Source organism: Stutzerimonas kunmingensis, from assembly GCF_002929225.1.
In the GTDB taxonomy this organism is placed as follows: Bacteria; Pseudomonadota; Gammaproteobacteria; order Pseudomonadales; family Pseudomonadaceae; genus Stutzerimonas.
Window position 1 is genome coordinate 738,520 of the sequence record NZ_PISM01000018.1, and the last position, 22,563, is coordinate 761,082.

Sequence of the window (22,563 nt, forward strand, 5' to 3'; positions counted from 1 at the left end):
CTCACTCAGTGCAGAACACGTGGCTCTTCATCGTCACGCTCGAAATCCCCTTCCGACATGCGACCGGCCATCTGAACGCCGACATTGAACATCGCCTTGGCAATCTCGACGTGCTGCCCCTGTAGAAATAGCTTGGCGTCTTCCGAAAAATTCAGCGTGACCAACACCTCTTCGTCCTCGGCACGACGAAGCACGATGCGCCCGTCAGGTAGCTCGACGATTTCCAGAAAAGATGTAGGCATGGATCAGCTCCGCGTGAAAGGCGTCCATTGTAGCAGCCGACCAGCCTCAGGACAGCCTTTGCAGGCCTCAAGCTCCTTTCGCTAGCAACACCCCGATAGGTAGCAGCATCATGCAGCCGTGCGTTGCCCGACCAACAAAACGATGCGGCTATGGATACCGACACGTAGCATGCACAAAAAAAAGCGCGCGCCGGCGCTCGATAAGGATTGTGTATGACAACCCGCACCTTGCTGCTTACCGCCTTGGCCATGCTTGCATTTGCCGGCAACTCGATCCTATGCCGTATCGCCTTGCGAGACACCGCTATTGACCCGGCCAGCTTCACCGGCCTCCGTATACTGGCCGGAGCGCTCACGCTCTGGCTACTGTTGCGAATCGGCACGCCGAAACAGTCGCAGGGCGGAGATTTGTTCAGCGCCTTGGCGCTGTTCGTCTACGCCGCTAGTTTTTCCTACGCCTATATCAACCTGGATGCCGGAGCCGGCGCCCTGCTGCTGTTCGGCGCGGTGCAGTTGAGCATGCTTGCTTGGGGATTGCTGCGGGGCGAGCGCTTTAGCGCTTGGCAGATTGTCGGCTTGCTGTTGGCATTGAGCGGATTGCTGATTCTGCTGCTGCCGGGAAGCAGCGCGCCGGCATTGGACGGCGCACTGCTCATGCTGCTGTCCGGTGTCGCCTGGGGCATCTATTCGCTGCGTGGACGGGGCGCGAGCAATCCCCTTGCAGCAACTGCGGGCAATTTCATCAAGGCCGTGCCGCTGGCCGCAGTGCTTTGTCTGGTGACACTTGGCCAGCAGCAATGGGATGCGCCAGGAATCGTGTACGCCCTGCTCTCCGGGGCGCTGACCTCTGGCGTCGGCTACGCCATCTGGTACGCGGCGCTGCCCGGTCTTGCGGCAATACAGGCGGCGAGCGTCCAGCTCAGCGTTCCGTTACTCACAGCCATCGCCGGGACTGTGCTGCTGGGTGAAGCGTTGACGGCAACGCTGATCATCTCAGGTGCGGCGATTCTCGGCGGCATCGCCATGGTCCTGAGTATCAGGCACCGCGGCTGACGCCACGGTCCCGAGTGTCACCATTCGGTCAGCGACTCACGAAAACGTAATGCCAGGCCCTTGAGGTTCTGTCGCCAGGCTTCCAGCTCGACGCGCGACAGCGGTGGCACATCGTCCTCGACACTGACTGCCTCGATCAACGGCTGGCGCGGATCAGTCTTGGCCTTGGCAGGAGCGCGTGGCGGCTGGGAGAGCTGCTTGTAGGCGGTAAGCAACTGCCCGAGCCAGGTGCTTGGCTGCTCCGACAATTCCAGCAATTCGGCGAGTTCCGGGCTCGGCGCAGCCTCGAGCACGCTGCGGGTCAGAAATGCGTCGACGACAGGCGCATCCGCACCGGGCGATCGGTAGTAACCGGCGATCTCATGGCACAGTCCAAGCAAGGCGCCGTAAAGGTGGAACAGGCAGGCCTCACGTTCGGCCTGAATCAAACCTTGAGAATTCATCGAGGCAGATTCTTCGGCCTTGCGCCAGCTTTCCAGTGACAAACCGGCGAAGAAGATCTTCTGGTTGGTACGTGTGTAGAGCTCGTGAGCCATGGCATGCTCTCCGAAAGAAGATGGACAGAGAATGGACCTTCACAGGTTGCCGAACCAGATCGGCTGACGAAGTGTCAGCCAATCTGAAGAACGCACTCGGTGCAGCCGGTCTGCTGAGCGGTCGACCGCAAAGAAATCAGCGTTTGTCTTCGACCTTCCACTTGCCGCCGTCGTAGAACGCTTTCCAGCCGGTCGGCTTACCGTCCACTTCGGTCTGCACGTACTGCTCCTTGGTCTTGCGGCTGAAGCGGATAACCGCGAAGCGGCCTTCCGGATCCTTCTGCGGCGCATCGAGCAGGAAGTGGTACTTGGGATCGATCTCGTCCTTGTGCGGGATCAGCTCACGCACCAGCGGCGCGCGGGTTTCGCGATTCTTCGGGAACTGACTGGCAGCCAGGAACAGACCGGAAGCGCCATCGCGCAGTACGTAGGTGTCGTCGACCTTGTCGCACTTGAGCTCGGGCATCTTCACCGCATCCATCTTCGGTGGCGCGGCTTCGCCATTTTTCAGCAGCTTGCGGGTGTTCTTGCATTCGGCGTTGGTACAACCGAAGAACTTGCCGAAGCGACCGGTCTTGAGCTGCATTTCGCTGCCGCACTTGTCGCATTCCAGGCTCGGGCCTTCATAGCCCTTGATGCGGTACTGGCCTTTCTCGATCTCATAACCCGAGCAATCCGGGTTGTTGCCGCAGATATGCAGCTTCTGCGTCTCGTCGAGCAGATAGGCATCCATCGCGGTGCTGCAGATCGGACAGCGGTGCTTGCCAAGCAGCACGCGAGACTCGGACTCGCCCTCGTCATCGGCAGCGATCTCGTCGCCCGGAACCAGGTTGACGGTGGACTTGCAGCGTTCCTTCGGCGGCAGGCTGTAGCCGGAGCAACCGAGGAACACGCCGGTGGAAGCGGTACGGATCATCATCGGCCGACCGCAGACCTTGCACGGGATATCGGTCACGGTCGGCTGATTGGCACGCATGCCGTTCTCGCTGGCCTCGGCAACCTCGAGCTTCTTGCGGAAGTCACCGTAGAATTCGTCCAGTACGTGCTTCCAGTCGCGCTCCCCCTGGGCGACGTCGTCCAGATGCTCTTCCATGCCGGCGGTGAAACCGTAGTCCATCAGATTGTTGAAGCTCTCGGACAGGCGCTCGGTGACGATGTCGCCCATCTTCTCCGAATAGAAACGGCGGTTGTGCAGCGAGACGTAGCCGCGGTCCTGGATGGTCGAGATAATCGCGGCGTAGGTGGACGGCCGGCCGATACCGCGCTTCTCCATCTCCTTGACCAGGCTGGCTTCGGAGTAGCGCGCTGGCGGCTTGGTGAAGTGCTGGCTCGGGTCGAGCTTGAGCAGCTTCATGTCGTCGCCCTTGTTCATCTCCGGCAACACGTCATCCTCACCGGCCTTGCTCTGCTGCGGCATGACCTTGGTGTAACCGTCAAACTTCAGGATGCGGCCCTTGGCGCGCAGTTCGAAATTGCCGGCAGCGACGGTCACGCTGGTGGAGAGGTACTGTGCCGGCGGCATCTGGCAGGCTACGAACTGGCGCCAGATCAGCTCGTACAGACGCTCGGCATCGCGTTCCATGCCCGAAAGCTGGGTCGGGCGCAGGTTGACGTCGGACGGGCGAATCGCCTCGTGCGCTTCCTGCGCGCCTTCTTTGCTCGAATAGACATTCGGTTTTTCCGGCAGGTACTTGTCGCCGAACTCGCTCTCGATGAAACCGCGCACCATACTGATCGCGTCAGCGGAAAGGTTGGTCGAGTCGGTACGCATGTAGGTGATGTAACCGGCTTCGTACAGGCGCTGAGCCATCATCATGGTCTTCTTCACACCGAAGCCGAGGCGATTGCTCGCCGCCTGCTGCAGGGTCGAAGTGATGAAGGGGGCCGAGGGCTTGCTGCTCGTCGGCTTATCTTCGCGCTTGCTGACGCTGTACTGCGCGCCCTTGAGTTTCTCCAGTGCAGCGGTGGCTTGGGCTTCGTTCAGCGGCTTGAAGGCTTCGCCGTTCTCACGCGCGACCTCGAAACGCACCTTGGCCTGCTGCGCATTCGCCAGGTCCGCGTGAACTTCCCAGTATTCTTCCGGAACGAAGGCGCGAATCTCACGCTCGCGCTCGACCACCAGCTTCACCGCTACCGATTGCACTCGGCCGGCGGAAAGCCCGCGAGCGATCTTCGCCCAGAGCAGCGGCGACACCATGTAGCCAACCACCCGATCGAGGAAACGACGCGCCTGCTGTGCGTTGACCCGGTTCAGATCGAGTTCGCCAGGCTTGGAGAAAGCCTCCTGAATCGCCTTTTTGGTGATCTCGTTGAACACCACGCGCTTGTAACGGCTGTCGTCGCCGCCAATCGACTCGCGCAGGTGCCAGGCGATGGCCTCCCCCTCTCTATCCAAGTCGGTCGCGAGATAGATGGTGTCGGCTTCCTTGGCCAGACGGCGCAGTTCCTCGATGACCTTTTCCTTGCCGGGCAGGATCTCGTACTTGGCCTTCCAGCCGTGCTCCGGGTCGACCCCCATGCGGGTGATGAGTTGACGCTTGGCCTTCTCCTTCGGCGACAGCGCAGGCGCTTCGGCGGCCGCAGCCTTGCCGCGCTTGACCGGCTCCTTGTTGGCAGAGCCGCTGGTAGGAAGGTCGCGGATATGGCCGATACTCGACTTCACCACGTACTGGTTGCCCAAATACTTGTTGATTGTCTTGGCCTTGGCCGGTGATTCCACGATGACCAGCGATTTACCCATGGAGAGGAGAGTTCCTGAATCTAGAGGTGAACAGAGGCGGCGCCTCCGACAGTTTGAATACCCGCACCGGCGCTAAACGGCAAGGCATCAGCGTACGTTAGTGCGCGTTTTGCGAACGGGCCGACCTGACAGAAAAAACGCCCTGCCCGGCTCCGCCTGGTGCGAATCAGAGCAGCCGTTCGATGCCATCCAGCGAACAGCAAGGTTTAAGCTCTGTCTGAAAAGCACCGCTATATATAGTGGCGATGGAGGTGAGGTCAAGCGCGGACCTGGTGGCCGCTAGCCAGCTCAACCTTCGAAAACGCTCGTTTCGGCTTCGATCAATGCGAAACGCGGGACCGTTTCGCCGTTGACTTCGACAGTCTCGATGAACATCGACAACGGGCGCACCCAGAGTCCACGTTCCCCATACAGCGCCTGGTAGAACACCACCGACTCCTCGGTCTCGGAGTGCCGCGCAACAGCGAACACACGATATTCCGGCCCCTTGTAATGGCGATAACGCCCCGGCTGCAACTGCATGCCTACCTCCACACAAATACAAAAAAGAAAAACCGGGGCACCAGGCCCCGGCTTCCATGCACCGGCTAACAATTATATTCCCGCTCAGTCGCGAGATTGGCTGTCAGCCTAGCGCAGTCATTTGCATCTGTCTGTTAGACGCGTTCGAAGACCGTACTGATCCCCTGGCCCAGACCGATACACATGGTGGCAATACCAATCGTGCCGTTGTTCTGCTTCATCACGTTCAGCAGGGTGCCGGAGATGCGCGCACCGGAGCAGCCGAACGGGTGACCCAGGGCGATCGCGCCGCCGTGCAGATTGACCTTCTCTTCCATCTTGTCGAGCAGCTTGAGGTCCTTGAGCACCGGCAGTGCCTGTGCAGCGAAGGCTTCGTTCAGCTCGACGTGGCTGATGTCGTCCATGGTCAGACCGGCGCGCTTGAGCACCTTCTGGGTGGACGGCACCGGGCCGTAACCCATGATTGCCGGGTCGACACCAGCCAGTGCCATGGCGCGAACCACGGCCAACGGCTGGATGCCGAGATCCTTGGCGCGCTGGGCGGACATGACGATCATGCAGGACGCGCCGTCGGTGATCTGCGAGGAAGTACCTGCAGTCACGGTGCCGCCCTTCGGGTTGAACGCAGGCTTCAGCGCAGCCAGGCTTTCCAGGGTGGTGTCCGGACGGATGGTTTCGTCGTAATCGAAGACCTTGAGGAAACCGTCCTCGTCGTAGCCTTCCATCGGGATGATTTCATCCTTGAAGTTGCCTTCCAGCGTGGCCTTGTGCGCCAGACGGTGCGAACGCTCACCAAAGGCGTCCTGCTGCTCGCGGGTGATGCCGTGCATCTTGCCCAGCATTTCGGCAGTCAGGCCCATCATGCCGGACGCCTTGGCGGCGTACAGCGACAGCTGCGGGTTCGGGTCGACGCCGTGCATCATGCTGACGTGGCCCATGTGCTCCACACCACCGATGACGAACACGTCACCGTTGTTGGTCTGGATGGCCTGCACGGCAGTGTGCAGGGCGCTCATGGACGAACCGCAGAGGCGGCTCACGGTCTGGCCGGCGCTGGTGTGCGGGATACGCGTCATCAGCGAAGCCATGCGGGCGATGTTCCAGCCCTGCTCGAGGGTCTGGTTCACGCAGCCCCAGATCACGTCCTCGACTTCGGCCGGGTCGATCTTCGGGTTGCGCGCCAGCACGCCGTCGATCAGGTGTGCGGACATGGTTTCAGCGCGGGTATTACGGTGCATGCCGCCCTTGGAGCGCCCCATCGGGGTGCGACCGAAGTCGACGATGACTGCATCTCTTGGATTCAGGCTCATGAATTCTCTCTCCCTCGATTAACCGTAGAAGCGCTGGCCGTTGGCAGCCATCTCGCGCAGCTTCGCGGTCGGGTGGTACAGCGGGCCCAGGTCGGCGTACTTGTCGGCCATCGCGACGAACTCGGCGACGCCGATCGAATCGATGTAGCGCAGCGCACCACCACGGAAGGGTGGGAAGCCAATGCCATAGATCAGGCCCATGTCGGCTTCGGCAGCGGTCTCGACGATGCCGTCTTCCAGGCAGCGCACGGTTTCCAGGCACAGCGGGATCATCATGTAGTTGATGATGTCCTCGTCGGACAGCTCGCGAGTCTCGGCAACGATTGGCTTGAGCAGCTCGTAGGCCTCGGCATCGACGACCTTCTTCGGCTTGCCCTTCTTGTCCATCTCGTAGGCGTAGAAGCCCTTGCCGTTCTTCTGGCCAAGACGGTTGGCCTCGTACATGACGTCGACAGCCGTGCGGGTGTCGTCCTTCATGCGATCCGGGAAGCCTTCAGCCATCACGTCACGGCCGTGGTGGCCGGTGTCCATGCCGACGACATCCATCAGATAAGCCGGGCCCATGGGCCAGCCGAACTTCTCCATCACCTTATCAGCGCGAACGAAGTCGACACCGTGGGCGATGGCGCGGGCGAAGCCGCCGAAGTACGGGAACAGCACGCGGTTGACCAGGAAGCCCGGGCAATCGTTGACCACGACCGGGCTCTTGCCCATCTTCTTGGCGTAGGCGACGGTGGTAGCAATAGCCACTTCGCTGGTCTTCTCGCCACGGATCACTTCCACCAGCGGCATCATGTGTACCGGGTTGAAGAAGTGCATGCCGCAGAAGTTTTCCGGACGCTTGAGCGCCTGGGCCAGGTAATTGATGGAGATCGTCGAGGTGTTGGAGGCGATGATCGCGTCTTCGCGAACGTGCCCTTCCACCTCGGCCAGCACGGCGTGCTTGACCTTCGGGTTCTCGACCACGGCTTCGACGACGATGTCGACGTTGCCGAAATCGCCGTAGGACATGGTCGGGCGGATCGCGTTGAGCGCCTGAGCCATCTTGTCAGCGGTCAGACGACCTTTTTCAACACGCTTACCGAGCAGCTTGGAGGCCTCGTCCAGGCCCATCTGGATACCCTCTTCACGGATATCCTTCATCAGGATCGGCGTGCCCTTGACGGCCGACTGGTAGGCGATGCCGCCGCCCATGATGCCAGCGCCAAGTACGGCAGCCAGTTTCACGTCACGCGCCTGCTTGTCGTAGGCTTTGGCCTTCTTCTTCAGTTCCTGATCGCTGAGGAACAGGCCGACCAGGCTCTGTGCAACCGAGGTCTTGGCCAGTTTGACGAAGCCGGCGGCCTCGACTTCGATGGCCTTGTCACGGGTGAAGTTGGCGGCTTTCTGGATGGTCTTGATGGCTTCAACCGGGGCCGGATAGTTCGGGCCGGCCTGGCCAGCCACGAAAGCCTTGCTGGTTTCGAAGGCCATCATCTGCTCGATGGCGTTGAGCTTGAGCTTGTCCAGCTTCGGCTGGCGTTTGGCCTTGTAGTCCAGCTCGCCAGAAATGGCGCGCTTGACCAGGTCCAGAGCAGCTTCCTGGAGCTTCTCCGGAGCGACGACGGCATCGACCGCGTGCACCTTGAGGGCGTCTTCAGCACGGTTTTCCTTGCCGGAGGCGATCCACTCGACGGCGTTGTCCACACCGATCAGGCGCGGCAGACGCACGGTTCCGCCGAAGCCCGGGTAGATGCCCAGCTTGACTTCCGGCAGTCCGACCTTGGCAGCGGTGGACATGACGCGATAGTCAGCGGCCATGCACATCTCGAAACCGCCACCCAGGGCGATGCCGTTGATGGCGACCACGGTGGGCACGCCCAGGTCTTCGAAGTCACTGAAGATCTTGTTCGCTTCGAGGTTGCCGGCAACCAGCTCTTCATCGGGCAACTTGAAGTTGTCGACGAACTCGGTGATATCGGCGCCGACGATGAACACGTCCTTGCCGCTGGTGACGATCACGCCCTTGACCGAAGCGTCGGCCTTGATGGCGTCGACAGCCTGGCGCAGATCGTTGAGAGTGAGGCGATTGAATTTGTTGACGGACTCACCCTTGAGGTCGAAATTCAATTCGACGATGCCGCTCTCAAGAGCCTTAACCGTGATGGCTTTACCTTCGTAAATCATCAACTGATCTCCAGGTATGGAAGCTGAACGTTACGTGTCTCACGTCTTCGGCCCTGACTCGACCGCGCCTCGCGGCGAACGACACCCACCGACACGATAATCCGGGTGATCGGCATCTGCTCTGGCAAACGCTCGATTCATACGCCCGTTTGATTTGGGTCGGCACACCTTCGGGGAAAAGCGCAGCATTGTCAATCGGCTGCTTTGCCTAACCGAAAGGCACCCGCAAGCGGACATTTCGCGACCGCCCGGTCATCATCGACAACGCCGATTCGCCGCCATTCACCGCGCCGATCCTTGCCGTGTGCCAGTCACCGACCGACGCCATGTTTGTCTGTTGAATCCTAGCCGCAGCCGAGCAGGTACACTGGCGCCTCTCGCTCTTTGCCATCACCGGCCTTACCGGCCGCGAACCGAATCCGGAGTTACTGCATGTCCCACGCCCCCATCGCCCGCGCCGACACAGGCACCGATCCCTATCGCTGGCTGGAGAATCGCGACGCCGACGATGTGCTGGCGTACCTCAAGGCAGAGAATGCCTACCTCGAGGAACAGCTCGCCGACCAGTCCGAACTGCGCGAGACGCTGTTCCAGGAAATCAAGGGCCGCATCCGCGAAACCGACCTGTCCCTGCCGTCGCCTTGGGGACCGTGGCTGTATTACCAGCGCACCACCGCTGGCGACGAATACCCGCGGCACTATCGCTGCCCACGCCCGGTCGATGGCTCGCTCACCGTTGACGAGGACGCCGAACAGCTGCTGCTCGACCCCAACGAGCTGGCCGAAGGCGGCTTCCTCTCCCTGGGCGCGTTCAGCGTCAGTCAGGACCACAGCAAGCTCGCCTACAGCCTCGATCGCGAAGGCGACGAGATCTACCGACTGTTCGTCAAGGATCTCGCCAGCGGCGACGTGACCGCCCTGCCCTTCGACGATTGCGACGGCAGCATGACCTGGGCCAACGACAGCCAGACGCTGTTCTACGGTGAACTGGACGACACCCACCGCCCGCACAAGATTTACCGCCATCGCCTTGGCGATACGGGCAGCAGCGAGGTTTATCACGACCCGGACGGGCGCTTCTTCGTGCATTGCTACCGCACCAGCTCCGAGCGCCAGCTGGTCATCCTTTCCCACAGCAAGACCACCAGCGAAGCCTGGGTGCTGTCGGCGGACGAGCCGGAAGGTCAATGGACGTGCCTGGCACCACGCCAGGAAGACCACGAGTACTTTCCCGATCATGGCCTTCACGAAGGTCAGTGGAGCTGGCTGATCCGCAGCAATCAGGCTGGCATCAACTTCGCGCTCTATCACGCCAGCGAGGCGCAGCCCGAGCGGGAGCACTGGCAGGAACTGGTTGCCCATGACGACACGGTGATGCTCGAGGACGTCAGCCTCAACGCCGAGGCGATCACCCTGACCCTGCGCGAAGGCGGCCTGCCGGTTATCGAGGTGCGGCCACAGGGCGTGCAGCCCTATCGCCTGCAGCTGCCAGATGCGGCCTACAGCCTGCACGTGCAGAATTCGCTGGAGTTCACCAGCACGGTGATCCGCCTGCGCTATGAAGCGCTCAACCGCCCGGCGCAAGTCCGTCAGCTGACGCTGGCCGACGGCACGCAGGAAGTGCTCAAGGAAACGCCGGTGGAAGGCCCCTTCGATGCGGACGCCTATGAAAGTCGACGCATCTGGGCGACCGCCCAGGACGGCACGCAGATACCCATCAGCCTGGTCGGCCGCCGCGACAGCTTCGGCAAGCCGGCTCCGCTCTATCTCTACGGTTACGGCGCCTATGGGCACAGCCTCGATCCGTGGTTCTCCCATGCGCGCCTGTCGCTGCTCGACCGCGGTTTCGTCTTCGCCATCGCCCATGTGCGCGGCGGCGGCGATCTCGGCGAAGCCTGGTATCGCGCCGGCAAGCTGGAACACAAGCCGAACACCTTCAGCGACTTCATCGCCTGCGCCGAGCAGCTGTTGGCCGATGGCTACACCACCTCAGAGCGCCTGGCCATCAGCGGCGGCAGCGCCGGCGGGCTGCTGATCGGCGCAGTGCTGAACATGCGCCCGGAGCTGTTCGGCGCGGCAGTCGCCGAGGTGCCCTTCGTCGATGTACTCAACACCATGCTCAACGCCGACCTGCCGCTGACCGTCACCGAGTACGACGAATGGGGCGATCCGAATCAACCGGAGGTGCATGAGCGGATCAAGGCCTATGCGCCCTACGAAAATATCCGCGCCCAGGCCTACCCCGCGCTGCTCGCCGTGGCTGGTTACAACGACAGCCGCGTGCAGTACTGGGAAGCGGCCAAATGGGTCGCCAAGCTGCGCGCGACCCGCACCGACGACAACCTGTTGCTGCTCAAGACCGAATTTGGCGCCGGGCACGGTGGCATGAGCGGTCGCTACCAGGCGCTCAAGGACGTGGCGCTGGAGTACGCCTTCGTGCTCAAGGTATTCGGCATGGCCGGTTAGCACGCACGCGCGCGGCTCTTCGGATTGCGCTAGATATTCAGCCTCGGGGCCGACCGTGAAGCACGGCTGCCCCGCGCCGGTGTTAGCCGCGAAGCTCGTCCATCGCATTTCACGATTCGCGGTCAGGACCGCTCCCACGCATTGGCGCGCCCTGGATCGCTCCCCTGCATCCGTTTGGCTTCCCACAACAGCCATTACACCGCGTTGTCGCCAGATGCCGACCTGCGGCACCGAACAGCCTGCGCTGGCGAGAGTCATTCATTGAGAATGTCCTCGTCGGAGCCACCCATGAACAACAAGTCCTCGAACCACCAGAATCAGAACGTCCACGGCTGGGAGCGCGCCATGTCCCTGGCCGGCGGGCTGTATTTCCTTGCCAAGGGCCTCAGCCGCGGCGGCCTGGGCGGACTGCTGCAGCTGGGTATCGGCGGCCTGGCGCTGTCCCGTGGCGTAACCGGGCACTGCGAAGCCAAGCGCGTGTTCAATGAAATCAACGAACAGGCCGGCATGGCCGAAGGCCGCTCGCACCACATGCCGTTCGAACGCTCGGAAAAAGATAGTCAGCAACTGCAAGCAAATGCCGCGGCAGCCACCAACGGCACCACCGTAACCGGCAATGACAGCCTGAAAAGCCCGCCCGCGGGCGTCTGATGCCCGCGGCCATACAAGCGGGAAACATCGAGCCCGGCGTGTCGTGGCATTGCAGCCGGGCACAGGCTCATGGGTAGAGGCGACCGGCTGCGTGACTACGCTCCGGTCGCCCTCGCCTTCAGCGCTTCTTCACCGCCTCATGAGCCTCGATCAGCTGATCGACCACACCAGGATCGGCCAGGGTCGAGGTATCGCCCAGCGCGTCATAGTCGTCCGTGGCGATCTTGCGCAGCAGCCGGCGCATGATCTTGCCGGAACGCGTCTTCGGCAGCCCAGGGGCCCACTGAATCACATCCGGCACGGCGATCGGCCCGATTTCCTTGCGCACCCATTGCTGCAGCTCCTGACGCAGCGCATCCGTGGGTTGCACGCCACTGACCAAGGTCACATACACGTAGATCGCCTGCCCCTTCAGCGCATGCGGAACGCCCACCGCTGCCGCTTCGGCCACCTTGGCATGGGCGACCATGGCGCTTTCTATCTCCGCAGTGCCCATGCGGTGCCCGGACACGTTGAGCACGTCATCCACCCTTCCGGTGATCCAGTAATAGCCATCCTCGTCGCGGCGCGCGCCATCGCCGGTGAAGTACATGCCGCGGAAGGTCTTGAAGTAGGTGTCGACGAAGCGGTCGTGGTCCTTGTAGATGGTGCGCATCTGCCCCGGCCAGGAGTCGAGGATCACCAGATTGCCGTCGGCAGGGCCTTCGAGCAGGTTGCCGAGGTTGTCCACCAACCCTGGCACCACACCGAACAGCGGGCGCGTGGCGGAGCCTGGCTTGAGCGCGGTCGCCCCCGGCAGCGGGCTGATCAGGATGCCGCCAGTCTCGGTCTGCCACCAGGTATCGACGATGGGGCAGCGCGATTGGCCGACCGTTTCGTAATACCAGTGCCATGCCTCGGGATTGATCGGTTCGCCCACCGTGCCGAGCAGACGCAGGCTGGAGCCGTCGGCCCCATCCACCGCCGCGGCCCCCTCGGCCATCATGGCGCGGATCGCCGTGGGCGCCGTGTAAAGGATGTTCACCTTGTGCTTGTCGATGATCCGGGCGATGCGGGTAACGTCTGGATGATTCGGCACGCCTTCGTACATCAGCGTCGTCGCGCCGTTGGCCAGCGGACCATAGATCAGGTAGCTGTGCCCGGTGATCCAGCCGATATCGGCCGTGCACCAATAGACCTCCCCGGGGCGGTAGTCGAACACCCGCTCATGGGTCAGTGCGGTATAGAGCAGATAGCCGCCGCAGGTATGCAGAACGCCCTTCGGCTTGCCCGTGGAGCCGGAGGTATAAAGGATGAACAGCGGCTCCTCGGCCCCCATTTCCTTCGGTGCGCAGACCTCGCCGGCCACGCGCATCAGGTCGTCGTAGCAGATGTCGCGATGCGCGTGCCAGCGGATGTCCGCACCCGTGCGGCGCACGACGATGATCTTCTTTACACAGCTGGTCTGGGGATTGGTCAGCGCCTCGTCGACATTCTCCTTGAGCGGCACGGGTTTGCCGCCGCGAATGCCTTCGTCGGCGGTGATCACGATCTTCGACTGACCATCGATGATGCGCCCGGCCAGTGCTTCCGGGGAGAAGCCACCGAACACCACGGAATGAATAGCGCCGATGCGTGCGCAGGCCAGCATCGCCACCGCGGCCTCGGGAATCATCGGCATGTAGATGGTCACCACGTCGCCGCGATGCACATCCTGGCCGCGCAGCGCATTGGCGAACTTGCTGACTTCCTGATGCAGCTCGCGGTAGGTGATCTCGCGGTGTTCGGAAGGATCATCGCCCTCCCAGATGATTGCCAGCTGATCGCCGCGCTCGGCCAGGTGCCGATCCAGGCAGTTGGCCGAGACGTTGAGCGTGCCATCGGCGAACCATTTGATATCCACATGGTGATCGTCGAAGGAGGTGCGCTTGACCTCGGTGAAAGGCCGGATCCAGTTCAGCCGCGCCGCCTGTTCACGCCAGAAGCCCTCGGGATTGATCACCGACTGCTGGTACATGGCCTTGTAGCTGGCTTCGTTGGTCAGTGATTGAGCGGCCACCTCGGGCCGAACCGGATATACGGACGCAGCGCTCATGGCAGTTCCTCGTCTGTCTTGTTGGTATGCAGAACCCTGTCCAGCAGGCGAACCCAATGACCAACCCAGCGCCTGTCAGACGGTGCACTCCAGCCAAGCACGCCACCCTTGGCGTATCGGCTTTGCTCAAGCATAGACCGCGCCTCACCGCATGGCGTGTGCACTACCGCCATTTGCCAGAGCTTTCGCGTAGCTGAATGCTACGGCCCCGACACCCGCGGATGCGTTTTGCGGGCAAAAAAAAAGCGGCCTCAAGGGCCGCTCGGTCAACCATCCGGTTGGAATACACACTTGTCCGATCACGCAGATAGACGCCGCCATTCTGTGCAGCCAGCGCCGTGGCCGAAACTGCACATTGGTCTAACAGACCATTGGCGGACTTGCCTCAGGGCGCAGAGTTGGCTGCCTGGGCCGCCTCTATGAGCTCCTTGCCGATATCGGCTTCGAACTTCTTCCACGCCGGCTGCACCGCGTCACGCCACTTGGCGCGTTGCTCGTCGGTCAGCACCAGAATCTCGCTCTTGCCCGAGTCGATGACGCCCTGCTTGGCCTTCTCGTTCAGCGCTTCGGCCTGGCGATTCACCTCTGCGGTGACCTCATCGATGATCGCCTCCAGCTCGCCACGCACATCCGCCGGCAGGCCGTTCCAGAACCTGGTGTTGGTGATCAGCAGGTAGTTGCCGATGCCGTGGCCGGACTCGGTGATGTACTTCTGCACCTCGTGGTACTTCTGGCTGTAGATGTTCGACCAGGGATTGTCCTGGGCATTGACCACGCCGGTCTGCAAGCCCTGGTAGATCTCGGCGAAGGCCATCTTGCGCGGTACCGCCCGCAGCGCGGTGTACTGCGCGGCCTGCAGGTCCGAGGGCTGTACGCGGAATTTCAGCCCGCGGGCGTCGGCCGGCTCGCGCAGCGGCTTGTTGGCAGTGAAGTGGCGCATGCCATTGAGCCAGTAGGCCAGGCCGGTGATGCCCTTGTCCTCCATCGACTTGAGCATGGCGCGGCCCTCGTCCGACTGCTGGAAGCGCTGCGCCGCGGCCATGTCGTCGAACAGGAACATCAGGTCGAACAGCTGCAGCTGCTTGGTGTACTGCTCGAGCTTCGAAGGCGCGGGGGCCAGCAGCTGTACCTCATTCATCAGCAGCGCTTCCATCTCCTTGCCGTCGCCATACAGCGAGGAGTTGGCGAACACCTGCACTTCTACCTGGCCGGGCAGGCGCTCTTCCACGAGCTTCTTGAACATCAGCGCGCCCTGGCCCTTCGGCGTGCTGTCGGCGGTGATATGGGAGAACTTGATCAGGATCGGATCGGCCTGGGCGCCGAGAGCGGTAAACAGCGCCGAAGCGGCGAGCAGACGGGTAATGCCACGGGTGAGTCGTGCCATGGGGGTGAGCTCCGTATTGTAGTTGTGTGAGCCATGCAGCTGGCCCGACTCTACCCCGCCGCCCCCGCGGGCTGAATTGCTATTTGGCCAAGCGCGACTTCGCGTTTGGCGAAGGCCGCGCCGCAATCGTGCGGCCGAACGGCTTCGTTCAGGCCTGGCCTTCGCGAAGCGTGAGGTGCTCGAGCATCTGCCTCGCAGTCACCGACAGGCTTTCCAGATTGCGCACGCCGAGCTTCAGCTCGCGTCGCGCCCAGGCATCGCTCAGCGGCACGATGGCCACGTCCAGCGCCGGCAGGTAGTTGCGCACCACCTGCTCGGGCAGCACGCCGATGCCCATGCCGGTGTGGATCATCCGGCAGATCGCCTCGAAGCTGCGTACCTGAATGCGCAGGCGCAGCGGCGTGCCCATCTGCTGTGCCGACTGCTGCAGCAGGGCATGCAGTGAGGCGTCCTGCTGCAGGCCAATGAAGTCGAAGCCTGCCGCCTCGCGCAGCGCAATGCATCCGCGGCCGGCCAGCGGATGCTCGCGTGGCGTGACCAGCACCAGGCGATCCTCGCGGTAGGGAAACACCTGCAGGTCCTCGGCCGGCATGTGCCCGGCGAAGATGCCGATATCGGTCAGCCCCTCGCGCAGGGCGCGCAGGGTGTCACTGCTGACGCGCTCCTCCAGGTCGATCTTCACTTCCGGGTGCTGGCGGGCGAAGGCGCTCAGGTCTTCGGGCAGAAACTCGATCACCGCCGAGGTGTTGGCGTGGATGCGCACATGGCCCTTCACGCCCTGGCTGAACTCGCTGAGGTCAGCGTCCAGCTGCTGCAGGTTGTCCAGCAGGTTGCGCGCGTGGTGCAGCAGCGCGTGGCCGGCCGGCGTCAACTCGACGCCCTTGGGCTGGCGATAGAGCAGGCTGACGCCGAGCTGCCCTTCCAGATCGCTGACGCGCTTGCTCACCGCTGCCAGCGCCAGATGCTCGCGCTCGGCGGCGCGGGTCAGGCTACGGGTCTCGGCGATGGCGACGAACAGCCGAAGGGTGACGAAATCGATGCGGCGCATGGGCAAGCTTCCGTATTCGCGGGTGACGAAGCATGCACCTATTCCCGCCGCTATTCCAAGGCCCCACGTCTCCCGGCTTCGTGGAGCGCGAAGCCATGCTTGGCCAACGACCAATTGTCCGCTGCCGATGGGTCGGTCATGCTCGGCACCATGAATCAACCGGCACAGGTGTCGTGATGAGCGAACAGACAGACAAGAACCTGCCGCTGCAGGGCCTCAAGGTGATCGAGATGGGCCAACTGATCGCCGGCCCTTTTGCCAGCAAGCTGCTCGGCGAATTCGGCGCCGATGTGATCAAGATCGAGCCGCCCAAGGTCGGCGACCCGTTGCGCAAGTGGCGCAAGCTCAAGGACGGCACCTCGCTCTGGTGGCATGTGCAGTCGCGCAACAAGCGCTCGGTGACGCTGGATCTCAAGGCCGCGGAAGGCCAGGAAATCGTCCGCCAGCTGGTGGCCGAAGCCGACATCCTGGTGGAGAACTTCCGCCCCGGCACGCTGGAAGAATGGGGTCTGGGCTGGGATGAGCTGTCGAAGCTGAACCCGCGGCTGATCATGCTGCGCATTTCCGGATACGGCCAGACCGGTCCCTATCGCGACCTGCCGGGCTTCGGCGTGATCGGCGAAGCCATGGGTGGCCTGCGTCACCTCTCCGGCTATCCCGGCCAGCCGCCGGTGCGGGTTGGCGTCAGCATCGGCGATTCGCTGTCCTCGCTGTATGGCGTGATCGGTGTATTGCTCGCCCTGCAGGAGCGCAACCGTAGCGGCCAGGGCCAGGAGATCGACGTGGCGCTATACGAGTCGGTGTTCGCCATGATGGAAAGCCTCGTGCCCGAATACGACGCCTTCGGCTACGTACGCGAGCCGGCTGGCAGTGCCCTGCCCGGCATTACGCCGTCCAATTCCTATTTGTGCAACGACGGCGCCTACGTGCTGATCGCCGGCAATGGCGACAGCATCTACAAGCGCCTGATGACCCTGATGGGCCGCCAGGACCTTGCCGATGATCCGCGCTTCGCCCACAACGACGGCCGCGCCCAGCACGCCGAGCTGATCGATGCCGCCATTGGCGAATGGACCATCCAGCACAGCCGCGACGAGGTGATCGAAGCACTCAAGGGCGCCCGCGTGCCGGCCGGCTATCCCTACACCGCTGCCGATATCGTCAAGGACCCGCACTACCTGGCGCGGCAGATGATCGAGCAGGTGCAGACCTTCGCCGGCCCGCTCAAGGTACCGGGCGTGCTGCCCAAGCTGTCGCGCACGCCAGGGCGCATCGGCGAAGGCGGCCCGCAACTGGGCGAGCACACCGACGATGTGCTGGCTGGCCTCGGCCTCACCGACGAACAACGCCAGGGCCTGCGCGAACGCGGGATCATCTGAACGCCACGCAGGGTGGACAAGGCGAAGCTTGTCCACCAGCCAGCAAGCCACAACGGTGGATGGGTAGAGCGTCCACCCTACGAAAACCCTAGGACTCCCCATGAGCAAACGCCTGTATATCCAGGAAGTCGCCACCCGCGACGGCTTCCAGATCGAAGCGGACTTCGTGCCGACCGAAGCCAAGATCGCTCTGATCGACCGCCTCTCGCAAACCGGGCTGGCGAAGATCGAGGTCACCTCCTTCACCTCGCCCAAGGCCATCCCCAACCTGCGCGACGCCGAGGACGTGATGCGCGGCATCCGCCGTGCGGAGGGCGTCGAGTACACCGTGCTGGTGCCCAACGTGAAGGGCTGCGAGCGCGCGCTGGCCTGCGAGGTGGACGAGATCAACCTGGTGATGTCGGCCAGCGATACCCACGGCCTGGCCAACCTGCGCATGACGCCTGAGCAGTCGCTGGTGCAGTTCCGCGAAATCATCGAAGTCACTCGCGGCAGTGGCGTGTTCATCAACGCCTCGCTATCGACCACCTTCGGCTGCCCCTTCGAGGGCGACGTGCCCGAGCGGCGCATCTATGAGCTGGTGCAACGCCTGCTGGAAATCGGCGTGCAGGGCATCACCCTCTGCGACACCACCGGCATGGCCGACCCGGCGCAGGTCGAGCGCATCTGCCGCGAAGTGCTGAACAGCTGGCCACAGGCAGCATTCACCGCACACTTCCACAACACCCGCGGCATGGGCCTGGCCAACGCGCTGGCAGCGCTGAGCGCCGGCATCGACCGCTTCGACGCCTCCCTCGGCGGACTTGGCGGCTGCCCCTACGCACCCGGCGCCAGCGGCAATATCTGCACCGAAGATCTCGTGCATATGTTCCAGCGCATGGGCCTAGACACCGGCGTCGATCTCGACCGCCTGCTGCAATGCGCCGCCGACCTACCCCAACTGGTCGGCCACGACGTACCGGGCGCGGTACTCAAGGCCGGCAAAGCCGATCGCCGTTATCCGAAGCCGAAGTGGATGCAGGAAGTCGTGTTTGACCCAATGCGGGGCGGCTGCTGAAGGGTGGCGCTATGAGTGGCCTTTATACGTACTGACTTAATTTTCGCTGTTAATATGTTCTATTTTTGCCAGCAGCCAAAAAGCTGCTTCAGTTAATGTATAAACTGGACCTGTGCTGAACGAGCCTTGATCATTGTCATGAAGCAATCCTTTAGACATTAGCTCCATGCAGAACATTTGGACTTCTGTGCGGTTTCTACCACCAAGCTTTGTCAATATATCTATTGTTGGGGCGGTTGACCTGCCATCGGTGAATCCAGGCTTTGGGAAATTCGGAGTGTCGATATAAAATTTCGCCGCCCTACTTAAAGGATCAATGTGCAATGATGCTTCTGAAATTATTTTAATATGAATATCTTCTAGATCAGAAATCGCTCGAAGTGCCGTTGCAGTTTCATCCCATGAACTGTTATTAATGATGTGGCCTGATATTATTTTTGCAAACCTATTTATTTTTTCAGTACTCACCGCCGATTGAACGCCTTGAATAGCGAGTGTAACCGCTTCGTGAAGATTTTCATTCAAGGTTTCAATGCTGTTTTTGTGCTGCTCAAGTTGCAACCTGATTTGATCTGCTAGATAGCCCTGCTTAATTTTTGTGCGCTGAGAGTTTCCGTAAGATAAAAGAGCGCCAATAGCTGCAGCAGCCGCACCAAATGCAGGGTTAATTGTTGTTAATAGTGCGGCGAGGGCAGGTCCAGCAGCATTTTCATAATGCTCACCCAGCTTACTGATTGCAGTGTCCTGGATTCGGACTGGCAAATTCATATGATGTTCCTTTGTATTGTGGCTTTCTACAGACATGCCTAACGTTTGGCTAAGGGACGGCCGGAAGCGCAGCTTACGGCCGTCCCGAGTGAGTGAAGCGAACGACTTGAGCCAGTTGTTAGGGGATGCATACGGGAGTCTCGGACTCTTGTTTTTCTACTTCTAAACTTGCTGCCTTTTGAGCTTGCGTTTTTGGTTTTATGGTTGGTTTTCCTTCAATGGTTTGGTGAATCCACTTATTTTCTCTGGCCTTGTACCATGACCAATGAAATGGCGCCTCAAAGAATTCACACAAATAAACAAGAGACAGGTAGATATTAGTACCTTTTACAAAATTTTCATCTGCTAGGAATGTTTTGACATACAGGGATGACCAGAGTGCAACTGAAATATCAAACCTTATCTTTATCGATGGAGAGGCTATTGAATACATTCCTTTATTTTTTGCAGAAATTATTATGCTAAATAGCTCATTTCCTACCTCGCAAGCGGAAACGAAAAGTCTTCTGTTCTGTAGAAAACCAGAGAATATTTCAGCGAAACGCTGATAGGAAATACTCCCGAAGGTTGTTGCGATCTCGTTGTGGCTTCCGTGGCAGGACAGATGAAGAAATCGATAGCCTGACTTTCTGAATTCCTTTGCCAGTTCAATTAGTTCTTCTTCAGTTCTGAAGTAATAATATTCGGGGGATTTGCCGCACATCTTTAAGGTTTCAGCGAGAACCTTACCTTCGTATCTCCCTCTGCGCTCATCCTCAAGGGATAACGACTCTAAAATGAATACCTCAGGGAATGTTTCTTGAATTGGAGGGTACATTTTTGTTTTCCCTAACTATAATTAGACACCAAGTGGTGTATAAAACGCTGAACGGGCTTGGTGTATAACATCCCGTTCGCCTTTCTCTCCGAGCCTCTAGCTCGGGCCTCTCAGGGACGCCGGGTGTTTATACACCAGCTCCGGGAAGCATGAAATTGATGTCATCAAACCTTGCCTCGCCTGCGACCTTCCGCAAACGCTCCCCCATTGCCGTGTCGATAAAGCTTCGCGATTCCATACCGTGTTGCGCCGCAAAAAAACTGGCAAGCACAAGCGCCAGGCCTAGCAGAGCCCTAAAAAACCAACCACTGCTGGCCAGAGAAACGGCCCGCAGCATCTAGCAACGGGCTCAATCCCCCTGACAGAACCGCAGAATCGCCTCGGCCACCGCCTGCGGCGCCTCGCGCTGGGGGAAGTGGCCGACGCCTGGCAATAGCTGTCGGTGGTATGGGCCGCTGAACAAGGCCTCACGCCCGGCCGAGGTTTCCGGTGCGTTGCAGGTATCGGCCTCGCCGTGCAGCACCAGCGTCGGCACGGCGAGCACCGGGGCCGGTTGCAGCAGCGCCTCGTCCGAAGCATAGGCAGGATCGCCGTCGACGAAGCCCCAGCGGTGGCGATAGGAATGCAGTACCACGGCAGCCCAATCCGGGTTGTCGAACGCCTCCAGCGCCTGGATGAAATCAGCCTCGGCGTACCAGCCGGCCGGTGACCAGGTGTCCCACAGCAACCGCGTGAAGGCCGCGCGATCCTCGACTACCGTCTGCTCGCCGCGCGGGGTGGCCATGTACCAGTGGTACCAGTAGTTGCGCGCCTGGCTGAGCGAGATGTGCTGGTTCGGGTCATTGGTGCCGTAGCCCACCGCGAGCATTACCAGCCGTGCGGCGGCGTGATGGCGCAGCCCGCAGGCATTGGCCACCGCCCGCGCGCCCCAGTCATGGCCAACCAGCACCGGCTGGTCGAGGCGCAATGCGTCGATGAAATCCAGCAGGTCGCGCCCCAGCGCGGCGAGCTGACCGCTGCGTGGGGTCAGCGCGTCGCGAAAGCGTGTCTGGCCGAAGCCGCGCAACGTCGGGCAGAGCACGCGGTAGCCCGCTGCGGCCAGGCGCTCGGCCACGGGCTCCCATCCTTCGGGGCAATCCGGCCAGCCGTGCACGAGCACGGCCACCTGCTGGCCGCGGGGGTTCCATTCAAGATAAGCGATATCCAGCACGGGTGTGCTGACCGTGGCGTAACGACTCATGCCGGCGTCTCCTTGCGCGCTTTGGTCGGTCAGCATAAGCCTGGTTTCAGGCATAAAAAAACGGGCCGGTCACATCGGACAGGCCCGTTCGTTCTCCGCCGCTTGGTGCCTCTGGAGGCCCAGGAGCGGTTGGCCGCCTGCGCCGCTTCGATCAGCTCGGCGCCGATGTCGTTCTCGAACTTCTTCCACACCGGTTTCATCGCCTCGCGCCACATCGCGCGCTGCTCGGGGGTCAGCTCGATGATTTCGGTCTTGCCGGAGGCCGCGATGGCCTGGCGCGCCTGCTGGTTGAGGTCGTCGGCCTGGCGGTTCACCTCGGCAGTAACCTCATCCATGATCGTTTCCAACTCGCCGCGCACGTCTTCCGGCAGGCCGTTCCAAAACTCGGTGTTGGTGATCACCATGTAGTCGATCAGGCCGTGGTCGGAGGCGGTCATGTAGGGCTGGACCTCGTGCACCTTCTGGCTTTCATAGTTCGACCAGGTGTTCTCGGTGCCGTTGACCACGCCGGTCTGCAGGCCCTGGTAGACCTCGGCGAAGCTCATCTTGCGCGGGTTGGCGCGCACCGCCTTGAACTGCTCGTCGAGAACCGCCGAGGCCTGTACGCGGAACTTCAGCCCACGGGCATCCTTCGGCTCGCGCAGCGGCTTGTTCGCCGAGAGCTGCTTCATCCCGTTGTGCCAGTAGGCCAGGCCGGTGATGTTCTTGTTCTCCATCGCACGCAGCAGCGCCTTGCCCTGCGGGCCGCTCTGGAAACGATCGGCTGCCGCCAGGTCGTCGAACAGGAACGGCAGGTCATAGATCTGGATGGCCTTGGCGTAATGCTCGAACTTGGCCAGCGAGGGCGCCAGCATGTGCACGTCACCGAGCAGCAGGGCCTCCATTTCCTTGCCGTCGCCGAACAGCGAGGAGTTCGGGTAGACCTCGACCTTCACTTTGCCCGGCAGGCGTTCCTCGGCGAGTTTCTTGAACAGCAGGGCGCCCTGCCCCTTTGGTGTGTTGTCCGCCACTACGTGGGCGAACTTTATGGTCACGGGATCGGCATGCACCAGCCCGGCGACAGTGAAAGAAAGCGCGCAGGCGAGTGCCTTGAGCTTGTTACTCAGCATG

At 61.5% G+C, this 22,563-nt stretch carries 17 protein-coding genes and 1 pseudogene; 5 read left to right on the top strand and 13 right to left on the bottom strand.

Annotation, left to right across the window (positions count from 1 at the left end; genetic code table 11):
- Nucleotides 1-5: 5 nt before the first annotated feature.
- On the bottom strand, nucleotides 6-242 hold the full coding sequence (locus tag CW305_RS14140; RefSeq protein ID WP_014820595.1) for a hypothetical protein: 237 nt from the start codon (nucleotides 240-242) through the stop codon (nucleotides 6-8).
- A gap of 213 nt (nucleotides 243-455) precedes the next feature.
- On the opposite strand from CW305_RS14140, the gene CW305_RS14145 reads away from it, so the two are divergent.
- Nucleotides 456-1,295: a DMT family transporter gene (locus CW305_RS14145; protein ID WP_104098180.1), complete on the top strand. Its 840-nt coding sequence runs from the start codon at nucleotides 456-458 to the stop codon at nucleotides 1,293-1,295.
- 17 nt (nucleotides 1,296-1,312) lie between these two features.
- Here the strand turns inward: CW305_RS14145 and CW305_RS14150 are convergent, their stop codons facing one another.
- The 5 genes from CW305_RS14150 to fadB form a co-directional block, all read right to left on the bottom strand.
- A complete protein-coding gene (locus CW305_RS14150) occupies nucleotides 1,313-1,831 on the bottom strand; it encodes a DUF6586 family protein (RefSeq protein WP_104098181.1) in 519 nt (172 codons plus the stop codon).
- A gap of 136 nt (nucleotides 1,832-1,967) precedes the next feature.
- Nucleotides 1,968-4,571 (bottom strand): type I DNA topoisomerase, encoded by a 2,604-nt coding sequence (topA, locus tag CW305_RS14155; RefSeq protein ID WP_104098182.1) that lies wholly within the window; start codon nucleotides 4,569-4,571, stop codon nucleotides 1,968-1,970.
- Between the two features lie 288 nt (nucleotides 4,572-4,859).
- Nucleotides 4,860-5,093, bottom strand: a complete 234-nt coding sequence (locus CW305_RS14160) for a DUF1653 domain-containing protein (RefSeq protein ID WP_014820599.1) — start codon at nucleotides 5,091-5,093, stop codon at nucleotides 4,860-4,862.
- A gap of 134 nt (nucleotides 5,094-5,227) precedes the next feature.
- The gene (gene fadA, locus CW305_RS14165; protein ID WP_003285577.1) at nucleotides 5,228-6,403 is read right to left on the bottom strand and encodes an acetyl-CoA C-acyltransferase FadA; all 1,176 of its coding nucleotides are present in this window, start codon (nucleotides 6,401-6,403) and stop codon (nucleotides 5,228-5,230) included.
- A gap of 18 nt (nucleotides 6,404-6,421) precedes the next feature.
- A complete protein-coding gene (gene fadB / locus CW305_RS14170; protein ID WP_104098183.1) occupies nucleotides 6,422-8,569 on the bottom strand; it encodes a fatty acid oxidation complex subunit alpha FadB in 2,148 nt (715 codons plus the stop codon).
- 432 nt (nucleotides 8,570-9,001) lie between these two features.
- Between fadB and CW305_RS14175 the strand changes: the two genes are divergently transcribed.
- Together CW305_RS14175 and CW305_RS14180 are read left to right on the top strand one after the other, a co-directional pair.
- The gene (locus CW305_RS14175) at nucleotides 9,002-11,035 is read left to right on the top strand and encodes a S9 family peptidase (RefSeq protein WP_104098184.1); all 2,034 of its coding nucleotides are present in this window, start codon (nucleotides 9,002-9,004) and stop codon (nucleotides 11,033-11,035) included.
- Nucleotides 11,036-11,323: 288 nt separating this feature from the next.
- Nucleotides 11,324-11,686, top strand: coding sequence for a YgaP-like transmembrane domain (locus CW305_RS14180; RefSeq protein WP_104098185.1), 363 nt, complete (start codon nucleotides 11,324-11,326; stop codon nucleotides 11,684-11,686).
- A gap of 118 nt (nucleotides 11,687-11,804) precedes the next feature.
- Here CW305_RS14180 and acs read toward each other — a convergent pair whose 3' ends face one another.
- The 3 genes from acs to CW305_RS14195 all read right to left on the bottom strand — a co-directional run bounded on the left by acs (nucleotide 11,805) and on the right by CW305_RS14195 (nucleotide 16,192).
- The gene (gene acs, locus CW305_RS14185) at nucleotides 11,805-13,760 is read right to left on the bottom strand and encodes an acetate--CoA ligase (RefSeq protein ID WP_104098186.1); all 1,956 of its coding nucleotides are present in this window, start codon (nucleotides 13,758-13,760) and stop codon (nucleotides 11,805-11,807) included.
- Between the two features lie 385 nt (nucleotides 13,761-14,145).
- Entirely contained in the window at nucleotides 14,146-15,144 is a 999-nt protein-coding gene (locus tag CW305_RS14190; protein WP_104098187.1) for a DctP family TRAP transporter solute-binding subunit, read from the bottom strand.
- A 148-nt stretch (nucleotides 15,145-15,292) separates the two neighbouring features.
- Nucleotides 15,293-16,192 (bottom strand): LysR family transcriptional regulator, encoded by a 900-nt coding sequence (locus tag CW305_RS14195; protein WP_104098188.1) that lies wholly within the window; start codon nucleotides 16,190-16,192, stop codon nucleotides 15,293-15,295.
- A gap of 176 nt (nucleotides 16,193-16,368) precedes the next feature.
- On the opposite strand from CW305_RS14195, the gene CW305_RS14200 reads away from it, so the two are divergent.
- Nucleotides 16,369-17,571, top strand: coding sequence for a CaiB/BaiF CoA transferase family protein (locus tag CW305_RS14200; RefSeq protein WP_104098189.1), 1,203 nt, complete (start codon nucleotides 16,369-16,371; stop codon nucleotides 17,569-17,571).
- Between the two features lie 100 nt (nucleotides 17,572-17,671).
- Entirely contained in the window at nucleotides 17,672-18,628 is a 957-nt protein-coding gene (locus tag CW305_RS14205; protein WP_104098190.1) for a hydroxymethylglutaryl-CoA lyase, read from the top strand.
- Between the two features lie 36 nt (nucleotides 18,629-18,664).
- Here the strand turns inward: CW305_RS14205 and CW305_RS23225 are convergent, their stop codons facing one another.
- The 4 genes and pseudogenes from CW305_RS23225 to CW305_RS14220 all read right to left on the bottom strand — a co-directional run.
- A complete protein-coding gene (locus tag CW305_RS23225; protein WP_146067152.1) occupies nucleotides 18,665-19,396 on the bottom strand; it encodes a hypothetical protein in 732 nt (243 codons plus the stop codon).
- A 118-nt stretch (nucleotides 19,397-19,514) separates the two neighbouring features.
- Entirely contained in the window at nucleotides 19,515-20,213 is a 699-nt protein-coding gene (locus CW305_RS23230) for a hypothetical protein (RefSeq protein ID WP_146067153.1), read from the bottom strand.
- Between the two features lie 349 nt (nucleotides 20,214-20,562).
- Nucleotides 20,563-21,453: an alpha/beta fold hydrolase gene (locus tag CW305_RS14215; RefSeq protein WP_104098192.1), complete on the bottom strand. Its 891-nt coding sequence runs from the start codon at nucleotides 21,451-21,453 to the stop codon at nucleotides 20,563-20,565.
- 122 nt (nucleotides 21,454-21,575) lie between these two features.
- Nucleotides 21,576-22,562, bottom strand: a pseudogene (locus CW305_RS14220) (TRAP transporter substrate-binding protein); the annotation flags it as partial.
- Nucleotide 22,563: the final 1 nt, after the last annotated feature.